The organism is Pontibacillus yanchengensis (assembly GCF_009856295.1).
Classification (GTDB): domain Bacteria; phylum Bacillota; class Bacilli; order Bacillales; family BH030062; genus Pontibacillus; species Pontibacillus yanchengensis_A.
In genome coordinates this window covers 273,836-289,381 of the sequence record NZ_WMEU01000003.1, presented here as the reverse complement: position 1 = coordinate 289,381, position 15,546 = coordinate 273,836, and the positions used below count along the sequence as shown (strand labels likewise).

At 43.1% G+C, this 15,546-nt stretch carries 15 protein-coding genes; 2 read left to right on the top strand and 13 right to left on the bottom strand.

All coding sequences use genetic code 11. The features are described 5' to 3' along the window. Nucleotides 1-121 precede the first annotated feature (121 nt). Nucleotides 122-1,081, top strand: coding sequence for a bile acid:sodium symporter family protein (locus GLW08_RS11355; protein WP_160848765.1), 960 nt, complete (start codon nucleotides 122-124; stop codon nucleotides 1,079-1,081). A 177-nt stretch (nucleotides 1,082-1,258) separates the two neighbouring features. Here GLW08_RS11355 and GLW08_RS11350 read toward each other — a convergent pair whose 3' ends face one another. Beyond that, nucleotides 1,259-2,650 carry a DUF2252 domain-containing protein gene (locus GLW08_RS11350; RefSeq protein ID WP_160848764.1) on the bottom strand — a complete coding sequence of 464 codons (1,392 nt, stop codon included), beginning with the start codon at nucleotides 2,648-2,650 and terminating at the stop codon, nucleotides 1,259-1,261. A 135-nt stretch (nucleotides 2,651-2,785) separates the two neighbouring features. Here GLW08_RS11350 and GLW08_RS11345 point away from each other — a divergent pair, with 135 nt between their 5' ends. After that, nucleotides 2,786-3,223 (top strand): hypothetical protein, encoded by a 438-nt coding sequence (locus GLW08_RS11345; protein WP_160848763.1) that lies wholly within the window; start codon nucleotides 2,786-2,788, stop codon nucleotides 3,221-3,223. A gap of 40 nt (nucleotides 3,224-3,263) precedes the next feature. Here the strand turns inward: GLW08_RS11345 and GLW08_RS11340 are convergent, their stop codons facing one another. The 12 genes from GLW08_RS11340 to GLW08_RS11285 all read right to left on the bottom strand — a co-directional run bounded on the left by GLW08_RS11340 (nucleotide 3,264) and on the right by GLW08_RS11285 (nucleotide 15,542). Beyond that, nucleotides 3,264-4,250, bottom strand: coding sequence for a nuclease-related domain-containing protein (locus GLW08_RS11340; protein ID WP_160848762.1), 987 nt, complete (start codon nucleotides 4,248-4,250; stop codon nucleotides 3,264-3,266). Between the two features lie 139 nt (nucleotides 4,251-4,389). Beyond that, nucleotides 4,390-5,313 carry an N-acetylmuramic acid 6-phosphate etherase gene (gene murQ / locus GLW08_RS11335; RefSeq protein WP_160848761.1) on the bottom strand — a complete coding sequence of 308 codons (924 nt, stop codon included), beginning with the start codon at nucleotides 5,311-5,313 and terminating at the stop codon, nucleotides 4,390-4,392. 18 nt (nucleotides 5,314-5,331) lie between these two features. Then, nucleotides 5,332-6,318: a BadF/BadG/BcrA/BcrD ATPase family protein gene (locus GLW08_RS11330; protein WP_160848760.1), complete on the bottom strand. Its 987-nt coding sequence runs from the start codon at nucleotides 6,316-6,318 to the stop codon at nucleotides 5,332-5,334. Beyond that, nucleotides 6,305-7,129 carry a carbohydrate ABC transporter permease gene (locus tag GLW08_RS11325; RefSeq protein WP_337193931.1) on the bottom strand — a complete coding sequence of 275 codons (825 nt, stop codon included), beginning with the start codon at nucleotides 7,127-7,129 and terminating at the stop codon, nucleotides 6,305-6,307. The genes GLW08_RS11330 and GLW08_RS11325 overlap by 14 nt, the downstream gene beginning before the upstream one ends. 12 nt (nucleotides 7,130-7,141) lie before the next feature. Beyond that, on the bottom strand, nucleotides 7,142-8,098 hold the full coding sequence (locus GLW08_RS11320) for a carbohydrate ABC transporter permease (RefSeq protein WP_160848759.1): 957 nt from the start codon (nucleotides 8,096-8,098) through the stop codon (nucleotides 7,142-7,144). Nucleotides 8,099-8,114: 16 nt separating this feature from the next. Next, nucleotides 8,115-9,407, bottom strand: coding sequence for an ABC transporter substrate-binding protein (locus GLW08_RS11315; protein WP_160848758.1), 1,293 nt, complete (start codon nucleotides 9,405-9,407; stop codon nucleotides 8,115-8,117). 19 nt (nucleotides 9,408-9,426) lie between these two features. Beyond that, nucleotides 9,427-10,434 carry a serine hydrolase domain-containing protein gene (locus tag GLW08_RS11310; RefSeq protein WP_160848757.1) on the bottom strand — a complete coding sequence of 336 codons (1,008 nt, stop codon included), beginning with the start codon at nucleotides 10,432-10,434 and terminating at the stop codon, nucleotides 9,427-9,429. Continuing rightward, a complete protein-coding gene (locus GLW08_RS11305; RefSeq protein ID WP_160848756.1) occupies nucleotides 10,427-11,281 on the bottom strand; it encodes a MurR/RpiR family transcriptional regulator in 855 nt (284 codons plus the stop codon). The genes GLW08_RS11310 and GLW08_RS11305 overlap by 8 nt, the downstream gene beginning before the upstream one ends. Before the next feature lie 474 nt (nucleotides 11,282-11,755). Next, nucleotides 11,756-12,721, bottom strand: coding sequence for an ABC transporter ATP-binding protein (locus GLW08_RS11300; protein WP_160848755.1), 966 nt, complete (start codon nucleotides 12,719-12,721; stop codon nucleotides 11,756-11,758). After that, a complete protein-coding gene (locus GLW08_RS11295; RefSeq protein ID WP_160848754.1) occupies nucleotides 12,714-13,700 on the bottom strand; it encodes an ABC transporter ATP-binding protein in 987 nt (328 codons plus the stop codon). Before GLW08_RS11295 ends, GLW08_RS11300 begins: the two co-directional genes overlap by 8 nt. 27 nt (nucleotides 13,701-13,727) lie before the next feature. After that, complete coding sequence (locus GLW08_RS11290; RefSeq protein WP_160848753.1) at nucleotides 13,728-14,558, bottom strand: ABC transporter permease; 831 nt, start codon at nucleotides 14,556-14,558, stop codon at nucleotides 13,728-13,730. A gap of 39 nt (nucleotides 14,559-14,597) precedes the next feature. Continuing rightward, nucleotides 14,598-15,542 carry an ABC transporter permease gene (locus tag GLW08_RS11285; protein WP_160848752.1) on the bottom strand — a complete coding sequence of 315 codons (945 nt, stop codon included), beginning with the start codon at nucleotides 15,540-15,542 and terminating at the stop codon, nucleotides 14,598-14,600. Nucleotides 15,543-15,546: the final 4 nt, after the last annotated feature.

The following is a 15,546-nucleotide window of genomic DNA, read 5'->3' as shown; positions in this document are numbered from 1 at the left end:
ATCAGCATCTACCCTCCACTAAAGCGTTAATTTGTTAAGAAAAAAAAGAGAAAAAGGTTTTGATTTTTCAGATTATACTGTATACTCTTCCCTACTTTACTTTACAAGGGAGGTACATACTATGAAAACATTAGAGAAAATCAGCGGTTTTATGGGGAGTACGTTCGCTGTTTGGGTGATTCTGTTTGCGGTCTTATCCTTCATTTTCCCATCCGGCTTCACGTGGATTGCTCCATACATCGTACCGCTACTAGGTATCATCATGTTTGGCATGGGCTTGTCTTTGTCGAAAGATGATTTTAAAGAAGTAGCACGTCGACCAAAGGACGTTGGCATTGGTGTGGCTGCACAGTTTGTGATCATGCCTTTACTTGCCTTTGCGTTGGCTATGTTATTACCTGTTTCCAATGAGGTGGCAGCAGGTGTTATTTTAGTTGGCTGTTGTCCTGGAGGTACATCTTCAAACGTTATGACCTATTTATCCAAAGGGGATACTGCTCTATCGGTGGCAATCACAGCCGTATCTACATTGCTTGCACCACTTGTTACGCCAGTACTTGTACTGCTTTTCGCAAGTGAATGGATGCCCGTATCTGCAGGCTCACTATTCTTTTCCATCGTAAAAATTGTTCTCATTCCTATTCTACTTGGCTTACTAGTCAAATGGATGTTTGGTTCGAAAGCAGAAGCTGGCGTGAAGGCATTGCCACTTGTTTCCGTTATCGCAATTGTGGCTATCGTAGCTGCAGTTGTTGGTGTAAATCAGGAAAAAATCGCCGAAACTGGCGCGCTTATTTTTGCCATCGTCGTACTACACAATGTGCTCGGCTATGGTGTTGGGTACGGTCTTGGAAAATTATTTGGTATGGAAGCACCAAAACAACGTGCTGTTTCTATCGAAGTTGGCATGCAAAACTCTGGACTAGGCGCCACACTGGCGACAACGCACTTCAGTCCACTAGCTGCAGTACCAAGCGCTATCTTCAGTGTATGGCATAATATCTCTGGTCCTATCCTTGCTACAATTTTCCGCAAGCAAAAGGAACAAGAGGAAAGCGAAGCAGAGCAAATTTCTGCTTAATGTAAAAAAGGATAGGACAAAACCATAATTATCAGTTTTTAAATCGAATGATGAGTATGATAAAAACATAAATAAAGATAAAAATCCGAACTATTTCGAATCCCATAGAGGAATTTTCGAAAGATAGTTCGGATTTTTTGTAGGCTAAAACACTTATGTCCCAGCCTCTTTTATTTACTACTGCTTTCTAGCACTACGCGGTGTGTTGCTTTTTTTCGGTTGGAATAGTTGATAGAAATACTCATTCAACCATTCTTTGAAGAGCTCATGATCCTGTTCTACACGCTCTTTGTAAAATTTGGACCATAGCTGAAGCTCGTTGATGAAGCCTTCACTGTCATCACCGATTGCTTCTAGAATTTCATTTTCACTGTGGTAATCCAGAATATGATTCTCGATATCACCATCGGCACGAGCGTGAATTTTTGCTGCAATTTTGCCCATCGTCTTCAATGTTTTATCGACATCATCATATTCTTGCAAGTGCTTCTCCTTTAAATCTTTTTCATACGGAGAACGCTCGCGCACATAAAAGTCACGGCCCTGCATCGTGAAATAGCCTAAATATGGATCAGCCATATGGTGCATCGCCTGCTGGGTAACAGTCACGCGCTCACCCTGATGCTTGTGGGCTGTCCAGAACTGCTCATCATATGGGAAAAAGTAAGCCGGAATTGGTGCACGCGCTTCTTTTGCCTCCAGAATCACATCATCTTCATGCTCATTATCATGCTTTCCTTCTATTAAAATGTAGAAACGCTTCAAGCCAGTGGAACCAATGCCTGCACCTGACTTTTTCACAATATCCTTAATTTCATAATGATCCTTGTTTTGGAAACTTTCCTCTGCGACGCTTTGAAGGTACTGATCCCAAACCTTATTAATTTCCTTAAACTCATTGTTCGAAACAGGATCAAGCTTCGTATTTTCACGATCAAAAATACGATTGCCGTTTTCATCTACAGTCGTCTGCTTCTCCAATTCGTGCGTTTCCTTACGCTCTTCAAGCTTTTTCAATGCTTTCTTAATCGCACTCTTCGTATTATCAACAGTGAAACGCGTGGTAACTGGATCCTCTTTATCTTTCGTGAATTTTTTCATTTGCTTGTAATAAGATTTCGCAAATCGCTCGACGAACTCATCCTGTTCACTTTCACTAAAACCTTGCTGCGCTGCAAACAGACGAATACTTACAACCATGCGCAACACGTCATACAGATAAGAACCTAGGAAGCCCTCATCAAAGTCATCGACGTCAAACACAATCTCGCCTTCCTCATTTTGAAACGCACTGAAGTTATCAAAATGAAGATCTCCCATTATCCACGTCGGCTTATCATCAGGTGTATGATAGGAAAATGGAATATTCGACACATCATAATAGAAAAGATACGCGCTCCCACGGAAAAAACTAAACGGATCCTCCTTCATCTTATCGTACTTCGCCTTCCGATCCGTCTTACTCAACTCCATAATCTCTGCATCGAACTGCTCCAAAATCGTATGCAACGTCTGCTTCCGCAGATACTTCTTTGTATCCTTAATACGTCTCTCAGCATTCTCAACCATATCTTCATCCTCCTTACTTAATGGAAATCACGAATATATACTAGTAGTGATCATGGTTGAACACAATACGCTCCTTGTAACATTCCCGTTTTTGGAGAAGTGTAACTTGTAAATTTTGGGTGGGGGTGGTGGAGGTTGCTCAGTAGTGAGGATGGGGTTATGCGTGGGTTTCTTCCTGATATGCGTGAGTTTCCTCTTGATATGCGTGGGTTCTCTACTGATATGCGTGAGTTTCCTCTTGATATGCGTGGGTTCTCTACTGATATGCGTGGGTTCTCTACTGATATGCGTGAGTTTCCTCTTGATATGCGTGGGTTCTCTACTGATATGCGTGAGTTTCCTCTTGATATGCGTGAGTTTCCTCTTGATATGAGTGAGTTTCCTCTTGATATGCGTGGGTTCTCTACTGATATGCGTGAGTTTCCTCTTGATATGCGTGGGTTCTCTACTGATATGCGTGAGTTTCCTCTTGATATGCGTGGGTTCTCTACTGATATGCGTGAGTATCCTCTTGATATGCTTGAGTTTTTCATCGATATGCGTGGGTTTCCTCTCGATCTACATTATGCTTAGGTCTCTTTCCTATTGAACATTGGAGTCCCCCACCACCGCACTACTTCATATAGAGATCAGCTATATTAGCAGGCATGTGGTATTTCCTTCCCTTATTGGAACCCGTACTTCTTAGATTCATTCCTTTTAAAACTTGATAAGTTATGTGTCTAGACTCCAATTGCAAAAAAGATTTACATTGTACACACGTAATCTCCTTCCCCATCAATAAAAAATAATCATAAACAGCGCGTTCATGCGCAGAAATATCCCTTTTCCAACAAAAGGGACATTGCCAGCGTAGTTTTACTCTCTTCATCCCCAATCGCCCACACGCAACACACTGCACGCCCTTCAACACATCTTCCTTCCGAACGCCAAACCTTCCCAGTACATCAACGTCCAGTGGGCGGTCGCTTTTCAAAAGTTGGTCACGTAGTGTGAACAGTTGGCTCCTAGACAGGACTTCCCTCTTATATTTCGCAGTAAGTTCCTTCACCTTATCTAGCATGTGATCTGCATATACAATGTTGCGCAATCTCGGGTCGTCGTGCATGTTAGTATCAAGGATGGCATGTGGGTGGGTGAATACGATGATGTGGTCGATGGGGAGTGGTTGGGAGAGATGGGGGCGGAGCCAGTTGCGGAGTTTGATTTTCTGGCGGTCGACTTGGGCAATGGGGTTGGAGAAGCGTTCTTCCTTGCCATTTTCATCTTTTCTAATAAATTGATCAAACGTTTGATCAAAAAAGATGTTGCCTGCTAGGTGCTTCACTTCTACGATGATAGCTGCACTTGAAGTCAAAATCAGGTTGTCGATTTGAAAGGCTGCGGTACTAGTGGGGATGCGGATTCCGCGGAAAACGAATGAGGATTCGGGCAAAAAATGCAGGTAATAATCAAGCGCCTTCTCGCTACGATATCCAGCTTTCCTCCGGCCTATGCTATCATCAAGCTCAGCACGCCGGGGATAATTCCCAACTAGGCGCAGCGCTAATGCTTCTTCCTTAAACAAATCAATCGGTTTTGTCAGTTCTCTAACAATCAATACAATCACCTCCTTCTACTGATTCGGCGTCTCCTCTCCCTCTTCCTCCTAACCATTAGAAAATAGTCGATAAAGTGGGAACGAAATGTCTATCTCCATAAGAAAAAAAGGCCACCCAAACAGTGACCTTCCTCCAGAATCATTCCCTCTTCCCATCAGCAACCTCAAACCCCTTCACCGCATTTGGAAAGTGTCCATTTTTCTGATCGAGTAATGATTGTGCTGCGTTTGCGTCAATTTCCAGCAGTATCATCAGAGTAGCGATGCGGGCGTCGCCATTGGCCTGACGACTATAGTAAGCGGCTTTCGTCTCATCTACGCCGGTAAGTTCTTGAATGATGGAAATGGCGCGTTTGCGTAATTTTTCATTTGAGGCTTGGACGTTGACCATGAGATTCCGATACACTTTTCCGAGCTTAATCATGGTGGCGGTGGAAATCATGTTTAGCACCATTTTTTGCGCGGTTCCTGCCTTCAATCGGGTTGAGCCTGTGACGACTTCAGCTCCAACTGGTACTTCGATAGGATAGCCGACCATTTCGGCAAGTTCGGTTCCGACATTACAGCATACGCACCCTGTGGATACTTCCAACTCAAAGGCAGCTTCCATCGCGCCTAGCACATATGGGGTGCGACCGCTTGAGGCAATGCCGATAACCATATCTTCAGCGCTCACATGCTTTCGCACATCCGCTGCACCTGTTTCTTTGCTGTCTTCGGCATTTTCGATCGGATAGCGTAAAGCCTCGTCACCGCCTGCAATCACTCCGTTAACGAGGTCATGCGAGACGCCGAACGTTGGCGGGCATTCGGATGCATCGAGTACCCCGAGGCGACCGCTCGTTCCAGCACCGAAATAAAAGAGTCTACCTCCCTTTTCCATCACCTCGACAGCCCGGTCGATCACCCGTTCAATTTGAGGAAGGGCATGTTTGACAGCACCGGCTACCTTGTCATCCTCTTCGTTCATCAGTTTAATAATGTCCATCGTCGAAAACTGGTGCAAGTGGTTGGACTTTTCATTGCGCATTTCTGTGTTAACGATTGGATCGGTTTCAGACATCGTCGTTGCACCTCCCTTTCAAGTAAAGCTACGGTTCAAAGACCGGCTTGAGGATTGTAGATTCTCCTTCACTTCATTTGTCACCGTTTCCTCTCCCAAAAGCAATGCGCACACTAATGCGCCTACAACAGGAGGTACATCTGGATGAATGATGGCATGATGATGCGGATATTTTTTCTCAAAAAGGTTGCAAAAAGCTAGGCGCATAAACGTTGATTGGAACATCCCTCCGCTCAACACCAATGGCACATCTTCCGAATGAACCTGATCTACTAGCTCTAGTAAACTTCTCAACGCTTCCCCAATGATTTGTCGTGCTGTAGCATTCCCAGCTTGCGCCAATAAAATGACGTGCTCAGCAAGGGAAGCAATTCTCCGCCTTGGATAGTCATCCTCATACACAGCTGTTATCACCTCAGCCGCGCTGTCTACCTGCAACGAGGTCAACATAATCTGCATGAATTCGAGGTCGAGCTCCATCAAGCCATCATGCATATGCGCAACTTTCGATAACGCCTGGCGACCAAGGTCATACCCGCTTCCTTCATCACCAAGCAGGTACCCCCAACCGCCAACACGTCTAGACTCCCCATCCAGAATTGAGTAAGCAATCGACCCAGTACCTGCAATCAGTACTGTTCCTTCCATGGAAAAGGTTCCACTGGCGAGCGCTCCATATGCATCGTTTCGCACATCCATCTTTCCACGAATACCTGGCGCTACCTCGTAAATCCAGTCTTGCCACCGCTCATGATCTTCCAACCGGTCCCCTCCAGCAGAGGAAACAAAAACGCCCGTAACATGTTCATAAGCGACATCCGCTTGGATAAATAAATCATGAAAAAGCTCCTTCAGTGTTTGCTTAATAGCATCCGTTGACCTCGACTTCACATTGGTGGAACCTCCAACAGTTCGCGCAACCACAACACCTTTTTCATCACACATCATAGCTTCCGTTTTTGAACCGCCGCCGTCTATACCGATATACATGTTATTTAATTGCACCTTGCGTCAGTCCTTCCATGAACTGTTTCGATGCAATGAAGAACAGGACAATCATCGGTAGCGAGGCAAGCGTCAGTCCTGCAAATAATGCACCCCAATCAGCTGAGTATTGGCCGAAGAGAGACAACATCCCGACTGGAATCGTCTTTTTCATCTCATCGGTTATGAACACCAACGGGAAGAAAAAGTCATTCCAGGATTGAATGAATTGTAGAATCATTACCGTTCCTAGTGCTGGACGCATGAGCGGCAACACGACATTCCATAAGATGCGCAAGTTACCTGCCCCGTCAATGCGAGCTGCTTCCTCTAATTCATGGGGCATCGTTCGGAAAAAACCCGTTAAAATTAGAACGGAAATCGGAATCCCTGTAGCTGTGTACATGAAAATCAGTGCCCATAAAGTGTTCAATAAATCGAGATCTTTCATTAATATGAAGAGTGGAACGATTCCAAGTTTGATAGGAAGCATCATGCCCATTAGGAAAAAGAAAAACAGCATGTTGTTCCAATAAAAGGTGAATCTAGCAATGTAAAAAGCTGCTAGAGAAGATGTAATTAAAATCAAACTAACGGAAACGACACTCACAATCGTACTATTCAAGAAGTATGTCATGAACGGAATCTGATCGAGCAAGTTTTTGTACGTCTCGAGTGTGAACGATTTTGGGAACGCAAGAGGGCTTGTGAAGATCTCCGCGCTTGATTTAAAAGACGATAGAATCATCAAAATAATTGGATACAAACTAATCGATGCGATAAAAAACGCAAAAACGTAATAAAATGGTTTCGTCCATATTGTATGCTTCACACTTTTCCCCTCCTACATATCCACTTGTTTTTTCTGCATGTATTTCAGATATAGACCAGTAAAGATGCTGATGAATAGGAATAGCACAACTGCTAGTGCCGAACCTAATCCAACCGCTGTCGTTGAACCTCCTGTAGATCCACCAAATGCTAGACGGTAGAAATAGACTGCTAGTGTATCGGTAGAATGATACGGTTCCCCTTGCGATCCTTGCATAGCGTACACGAGTTCAAACGCTTCGAAGGATTGAATGAACGTCAGCACGGTCATGATCATAATCGACGGTATCATTAATGGAATCAAAATCCTCCGCACCATCGCTAAACCTGTTGCCCCGTCGAGCTTACCGGCTTCCATTAACTCTTTCGGAATCGACTGGAAACCTGCTAGGAAAATCAACACGCCAAAACCTAATCCATACCACGAGTTTACGAGAATGATAGCAATTAAAGCTGTGTCAGGGTCTCCAAGCCACGCTTCTTGCAAATGGCCGAGGCCAATTTTTTCAAGCAACACATTTAATGCTCCGTAGTTCGGATTCAAAATCAACTTCCATAAGAAACCGACTACAATGACCGATAATAAACGCGGCAAGAAATAGGATATTTTTAAAAACTCTGCACCACGTATTTTTTTGAAAATAATATAAGCGAGGGCGAATGCCAGCCCATTTTGGAAAATCATCTGGAGAACGAAATAAAGGATGTTGTGTCCAAATGCATTCCAAAAGTACCCGCTGAATGGCTCCAGGGTGAATAGATCCTTGAAATTTTTCAACCCGACAAAATCACCTCGGACCATGCCATTCCAGTCAAAAAAACTATACGTGAGTGCTGCAAATAATGGGTACACAACAAATAACCCATAAATGAGTAAGGCGGGAATAGGGAAAAGATGGATGGACCATCTTTTCCAGTTCCGTTTCTTCTGCTTCTTTACTTCTTTAGCTGAATCCGTTGCTAGTTGCATATTCACCGCCCCTTACTTATTTTTGTAATGGTTCATACCAAGACTCTGCGTTTTTCTGTACAGCTTCAGCAACCTGTTCAGGAGTTCGCTCGCCTAGATACATGCCTTGTAGCTCTGTTTCAATCGTCGTTTTCGTAGAAGGATTTCCTCCCGAAAAGTGAACAAGGAACAAGTATGGTGTAGAGTTTTCATCAGCTGCTTTACCTAGATCGTTTACTAGCTGATCCTCAGATTCGATACCAGGGATGGCGCTGATCATCTTGAATTCTTCTGTAAACATCTTTCCGAACTCTTCTGTTGTCATGAACTGAAGGAACTTTTTCGCCGCTTCTTTATGCTCCGAGTTGGCGTTAATTGCGTACGATCCATCTACCCATGTCGTGATTGTTGGCTCTTTTCCAACTGCAGATGGCATTGGGAAGAAGTCTAATTCTAGATCAGGATTCATTTCACGAAGGACTTCGATTTCCCAGCTTCCCATTGGGAACATTGCGGAATCCCCTGTGAAGAACATCGTACGGATATCTTCCATGCCTAGGCCTTCATAGTTTTTAGGCAGGTATGGCTTCAACTCATCCATCGCCTTGATGGAATTCACAAATTTGTCACTCGTAAACGATGTTTCGCCAGCTGTAATGTTATCGACGAATTCATTAGCGCCGTAGTGAGCTGGACCAATCATGCCATGAGCTAACGACAGCAACCAACCTTCTTTTGTACCAAGAGAAATTGGTGTGTAGCCTTCCTCTTTCAATGTCTTGTTTATTTGCATGAACTCTTCCCACGTCTTCGGTTCTTCTAGGTTAAGCTCTTCAAAAATCTTTTTGTTATAAAAAATCTGCGTCGTACTTATATTCAAAGGTACTCCATATTGTTTGCCGTCCGATCCTTTAGATGCAGCTAAAGAGGATTCTGGGAATTTATCTAGTCCTTCCAAATCATCTAGTGGTTCAAGGTAGCCGTTATCAGCAAGCTCAATTCCTGGTGCATACGGACGAAGGTGAATAATATCAGGCCCTTCTCCACTTTTTAGAGCCGTATTTAGAATCGTGTTGTATTCGGTATTTTTCGATGGCTTAAATTCAACTTCTATGTTCGGATTTTCTTCCTGGAACTTATCAATAACTTTTTGGTAGCTTTCCTTGTCTTCTGTTCGCCAACTTCCCATCGTCAATTTAACCGTATCTTCACTTGCATTTTCTCCTTCTCCATCGCCTTCTCCACCTGCTTCACTATCAGATGAACAGGCCGATAGGATAAAAACAAAAGCTAACAATGCGATAAACGTAAACGCTTTCAAAGATTTCATTACTATTTTCCCCCTTTGATTAAATAAGTGATTCATGAATCAACGAATGAAGTTCTGGTCTAATTTGTCTCATGTTATGGTTTCGCCCGTAATGAACGACGTTGGTTAACAATGCGACCACTAACTCCTCCTGTTGATCGACCCATAAGCTTGTGCCCGTAAACCCGGTATGGCCAAAGCTACCTTCTGACCACCTCCTTCCGCACGAAAGCTCGTTTCCTTCACCACTCCAAACCTCAAATCCGAGGCCTCTATTATTGAAAAAATGAGTAGCTGCTTTTTTCATCAGTGCAGGCGACAAGACGTCCTGCTTATGCGGATACAGCCACAAATGACCGAATCTCGCTACGTCTTTTGCCGTGGAAAATACCCCCGCACTACCTCCAGCACCACCTAGATGGTAGGCTTTTTCGTCATGCACCTCGCCTTGAACGTAGGTGCCATTTACTTTTTCAGTGGATGCTATGTTCGTTTGGTTCTTAGGATGAAACATTGTCTGCGTTAACCCCCATGGTTTGAGGAGATTTTCCGTTGCAAAATCTTCAAGCTTCATTCCACTAACCCTTTCAACAAGGTGCCCCAGCATAATCATGCCAAGGTCACTGTATTCCGTTTTGGTACCTGGTTCCTCTATTAGATCCTTCTCTACAATCAACTGAAGGATATCTTGCGGTTGATTTCGTTTAATGCGTCCTAAGTCAGCTGGTAATCCAGTTGTATGCGTTAAGGCATGGTAGATGGTAACGTTTTTATGCTTGAATGCTGGTATGTAGACTTGGATTGGATCGTCCAGCTTTATCTGACTTTGATCAACAAGCTTTAAAATGGCTGGGAGCGTCACCATAATTTTTGTTAACGAAGCTACGTCAAAAAGGGTATCCTGTTGAATGGGCTGCTCCTCCTCGTATCGATTCAGATAGCTACCATATGCTTTTTCAAAAATGGAAACTCCCTTGTGCTGAATATGCAGAACGCCTCCAGGAAGCTCCCCGTCCTCCACCAACTTGGTTAGGTAAGCATCATACATTCTTTTTCAAAACCTCCACTGCTTTTCTCGTCCGTTCAAGCGCTTCGATATTGTCTTCCTTATTGAATCGAGTCACCCCAAGATACAACATATCGATTACGTTAAGCGTCGCGATTCGCGAACTCGTCGCCCCGCTTCGAATATCTCCTTCAAGCGATGTCGTCTGCAACTTCACATCAGCCAGCGCAGTCACATCGTTCTCCCCATATTTGGTGAGGGAAATGATATTCGCACCATTTTCCTTTGCAACATTGAGCGATTCAATGATGTCGAGCGTTTGCCCTGAGTAGGAGACGCCAATCGCTACATCCGCTTCCGTTAAATTTGCGGAAATCGTCACCTGCGTATCGCGATCCTCCGCAGCCTCGCACCATTTATTGATACGGGTCAGCTTCTGCTTGAAATCTCGTGCAATCACCCCTGACGCCCCAATGCCATAAATCGCAACAATACGGGCATTCGAGATGAGATCAATCGCCTTCTCCAACTCTTCCTCCGATAACACCTGCATCGAATTTTGGATGGATTGGATATTACTTTGCGATACAGAGTGCATCAGACCTTGAATTGAATCCTCTTTCGGAATATCCTCATAGTACTCTTTCTCATGATTTCCTTTCGCCATGTCATAGGCGATTTTTAATTTCAAATCCTGAAATCCCTTGCAATTCAGCTTCTTGGCCAGACGAACGATCGTCGCCACACTCACTTCTGTCTGCTCGGCTACCTTATGAACGGATGAATTCATCACCTCTTCCGGCTGCTGTAAAATATACGCTGCCACTTTTTTCTCAGAAGGCTTTAACGTTTCAAGATGTTCTTGGATCAGTTGTAGTTGACTAGTCATATTGGCTACCTCGTTTTCAGATAATTCTTATTAATTAAGAGTATAAAACATTGTTTCAGAAAATGATACCTTTTTTGTAATTTTGTTTTATGAAATTTTATGGGGGATAGGGATGGGTGAGAGCTGGCGGGAGGGGCAGAGGTTGCGAGCGAAATTTTCGATTTCCGACAGAATTTCGAATTTCGGAGCAACTGGGGTGTGAGGAAGGGAATGCGGAGGGCGCTGGAGACCCTTTGCGAGCGAGTTTTCGAAAATTGGAGCGACTTTTTCAAAATAAGAGCGACCGCTATTTTGGGGCGATAATGCTATGCGCGCCCACCTGCCTACGAGGTATCGGCGACTTTCTGGATATATCGGCAACCTGCACATTATATCCGCGACACCGCCGTCACAGTGCCACTCCACAGCCAATCCGCACTCCATCCACATCCATATAGAAAAAGATCATCTACAAAGAGATGATCTCATCCATAATTAGTATAAATGACAGGCTACAAAATGATTTTCCTTCACTTCTTTAAATTCCGGTTCTATCGTTGTACATTCATCCATCGCCTTTGGACAACGTTGATGGAATGGGCAACCGCTTGGTGGGTTGGCTGGACTAGGTACGTCTCCTTTTAGAATGACACGCTCTTTTTCTTCTAAAGGATCTGATTTCGGGACAGCTGATAGCAATGCTTGTGTATATGGATGGAGTGGCTGATCATATATGGAATCCGTATCGGTCATTTCCATCATTTTTCCTAAGTACATGACACCAACACGATCGCTAATATGCTTTACGACATTTAAATCATGTGAAATAAATAGATACGTCATATTGAATTCTTCTTGAAGCTGCATAAGTAATTTTAAAATTTGCGCTTGTATAGATACATCAAGTGCTGAGACTGGCTCATCTGCTACGACAAACTTCGGCTTTAAAATGAAGGCTCTTGCGATACTGATTCGCTGTCTTTGACCACCACTAAATTGATGGGGATACCGTTCAGCTTGTTCGAGAGGGAGGCCAACTTTTTCAAGCATTTCATCGACTTGTTGATTGGCTTCTTCTTTACTAATCGAGAAATGTGTAAATAGTGGTTCAGACACTAGCTCACGTACGGACATTCTTGGGTTTAATGAGCTATACGGATCCTGGAAAACCAACTGGACATCTCTTCTTAGCTTACGTAGTTCACTAGAAGAATAATTTAATATATTCTCATTATCAAAAAGAACCTTTCCCCCAGTAGGTTCTAAAATCCGTAATATGCTCCTCCCAAGCGTAGACTTCCCGCACCCACTTTCACCAACAAGAGAAAACGTTTCCTTTTCTTTAACATCAAAGCTTATATTGTTCACGGCTTTCACATGAGCCACAGTCCGTTTAAAGATACCTGATTTGATAGGAAAAAATGTTTCTAGTTCTTCAATTTTCAATAAAGGTTCAGCCATTTTTCACCAGCTCCTCTTGATACAACCAGCATTGGCACGTGTGATCTGTTTCCACCTCTTGTACAGGTGGGGTTTGGGTATGACATATATCCATAACATGTGGGCATCTAGTAGCGAACCTACAACCTGAAGGCATTTGGTCTACAGATGGGACTTTACCTGGTATAGAATACAAATCATCGTGACGATTACCGCTCACCATTGATTTCAGCAGCCCTTTTGTATAAGGGTGTTTAGGGGAATGAAATAGGCTTACCACATCAGATTCTTCCACAACTTCTCCCGCATACATGACTGCTACTCGCTGGCATGTTTCCGCGATAACACCAAGGTCGTGTGTAATCATTAAAATAGAGGTCTCAAAATCTTCTCGAAGCTCCTTCATCAAATCTAGTATCTGTGCTTGAATGGTCACATCCAGGGCAGTGGTTGGTTCGTCTGCTAGAAGCAATTTGGGATTACAAAGCATAGCTATCGCAATCATAATCCTTTGACGCATACCTCCAGAGAGTTGGTGAGGATAATCTTTTAAAACCTCTTTTGGCCTTGGAATGCCGACTCGTTCTACAATATCCATACATGCCTGTTTCATTTCTGATTTCGAGAGTTTTGTATGGAATTTCAACGCTTCCATTAACTGGTCTTGAATCGTAAACAAAGGGTCCAATGCCGTCATAGGTTCTTGGAATATCATAGAAATTTCTTTTCCACGGATTTTCTTCATCTCTTTAAAAGACATATCCAACAACTCTCGATTGCCCTCAAATGTAATACTTCCTTTCGAGACATGAAGAGGTGGATTTGCAAGTAAGCCCATAATGGATAAGGCCGTTAAACTTTTCCCACTACCTGACTCCCCCACAATGCCATAAATCTGTTGCTTCCCAATCGAAACATTTACATCTTTCACGACATTATAGGTGGAATCATCTTTTTTTACATCTATATGGAGATTTTTTATCTCGAGTACATTATCCATAACTTCACTCCTTTCTAACGCTGCCATCTATGAATTTAGTTTTGGATCAAGAATATCTCGAAGACTATCTCCTAAAAGGTTAAAACAAAAGATGGTTATAATAATGAAGATGGCTGGGAATATCGCAATCCACGGTGCAATCTCCATATACTGACGACTCGCATTCAACATGGATCCCCATGATGGCTCTGGTGGTTGGATTCCGAGACCTAAAAAGCTAAGAGCAGCTTCTGTTAAGATAGCTCCAGATAATGCTAATGTGATTTGCACGATAAACGGCGCTAAAATATTTGGGGAGACATGCTTAAAAATGACCTTATGTGTTTTCACACCAATGGACCTGGCACTCGTAATAAATTCCATTTCCTTCACGGAGATAACGGCAGCTCTTACCGTTCTGGTAAACACAGGAGTAAATACGATTCCAATTGCGACCATTGTATTTCGCAGGCTTGGACCTAATACAGCTACAATGGTTAACGCTAATAAAATATCTGGAAAGGCAAACAAAATATCCATGATTCTCATGATGACATTGTCGACCCATCCTTGAAAAAATCCAGCAATGAGTCCAAAAAGAAAACCTAATGTCGCTCCTATACCTACTGAAATTAACCCAACATATAGAGACACTCTTGCCCCTTGCATAACTCGACTAAAAATATCTCTACCAAAGTCATCTGTTCCAAACCAATGGGTGGCACTTGGTCCTTCTAATGTATGACTTTTATACATTTCCGTAGGATCATGCGGCGTAACTAAAGGACCTATAAATCCCATTACTAGTACAAGCAATACGCCAATAACTCCAACTAATCCCACTTTATCCTTCTTCAGTCTCGAAATGATTTCACTCATATATCCCACTCTTTCTATTAGCTGATTCGCATGAACTGATTATTTGTATGTGATTCTTGGATCTAAATACGAATACAGTAGATCCACAATGAGATTAATCATCACAAATACGAACGCTATAAATAACACAGCACCTTGCACAACTGGATAATCCCGTTGATTAATAGCCGTAAGTACCATTTGCCCTAAACCAGGCAAAGAGAAGATTTGTTCAATGATGACTGTACCACCTAGTAACACACCAATTTGCATACCAATGATGGTCAGAATCGGAATCATGGCATTTTTTAATGCATGATTAAAGATGACAACACGCTCACTTGCACCCTTAGCTCTAATGGTTCGAATAAAATCTTGGCGGAGCACTTCTAGCACGGTTGATCTTGTCATCCTCATAACAGCACCGGCCATCGCTGTACCAAGAACAATAGAAGGAAGAATCATCATTTGGAGATTCTTAACTGGATCTTCCACTAACGATACATAGGAGGAAGGAGGATAATAGGAAAAGAACACCGACAAGATCAGCAACAATAACGTTGCTAATGCAAAGTTAGGTACGGACACCCCAAGCAAAGAGATAATCCTCACACCAAAATCGGTACTAGTGTTACGTTTAATAGCTGCAATAATGCCAAGTGGAATCGCTATAATCCAGGATAAAAAAGCAGATAAGAGTGTTAGCTCAAGTGTTAAGGTGAAACGATTTAAAATATCCCCAAGCACTGGTTTTCCTGTTCTCAAAGACACCCCGAAATCGCCTACCAATACCCCGGAAATCCAATTATAATACTGTTGATAGATTGGAAGGTTCAAGCCAAATTGCTTTTCAAGTTGTGACCTGGATTCATCCGTTGCTTCCGTGCCCAACATAGTGCTCACTACATCCCCTGGAATCATTTTCATAATGAGGAAAATGAAAATAGAGATACCAAATAACACAGGTATTAACATGAGCAGTCTTCGGATAGTATATGCAATCATAGTC

What these genes read in the sequence shown, in the direction of transcription:
- GLW08_RS11355 (WP_160848765.1), top strand. Translation starts at nt 122, where the DNA reads ATGAAAACATTAGAGAAAATCAGCGGTTTTATGGGGAGTACGTTCGCT.
- GLW08_RS11350 (WP_160848764.1), bottom strand. Translation starts at nt 2,650, where the DNA reads ATGGTTGAGAATGCTGAGAGACGTATTAAGGATACAAAGAAGTATCTG.
- murQ (WP_160848761.1), bottom strand. Translation starts at nt 5,313, where the DNA reads ATGTCTGAAACCGATCCAATCGTTAACACAGAAATGCGCAATGAAAAG.
- GLW08_RS11320 (WP_160848759.1), bottom strand. Translation starts at nt 8,098, where the DNA reads ATGCAACTAGCAACGGATTCAGCTAAAGAAGTAAAGAAGCAGAAGAAA.
- GLW08_RS11315 (WP_160848758.1), bottom strand. Translation starts at nt 9,407, where the DNA reads ATGAAATCTTTGAAAGCGTTTACGTTTATCGCATTGTTAGCTTTTGTT.
- GLW08_RS11310 (WP_160848757.1), bottom strand. Translation starts at nt 10,434, where the DNA reads ATGTATGATGCTTACCTAACCAAGTTGGTGGAGGACGGGGAGCTTCCT.
- GLW08_RS11305 (WP_160848756.1), bottom strand. Translation starts at nt 11,281, where the DNA reads ATGACTAGTCAACTACAACTGATCCAAGAACATCTTGAAACGTTAAAG.
- GLW08_RS11300 (WP_160848755.1), bottom strand. Translation starts at nt 12,721, where the DNA reads ATGGCTGAACCTTTATTGAAAATTGAAGAACTAGAAACATTTTTTCCT.
- GLW08_RS11295 (WP_160848754.1), bottom strand. Translation starts at nt 13,700, where the DNA reads ATGGATAATGTACTCGAGATAAAAAATCTCCATATAGATGTAAAAAAA.
- GLW08_RS11290 (WP_160848753.1), bottom strand. Translation starts at nt 14,558, where the DNA reads ATGAGTGAAATCATTTCGAGACTGAAGAAGGATAAAGTGGGATTAGTT.
- GLW08_RS11285 (WP_160848752.1), bottom strand. Translation starts at nt 15,542, where the DNA reads ATGATTGCATATACTATCCGAAGACTGCTCATGTTAATACCTGTGTTA.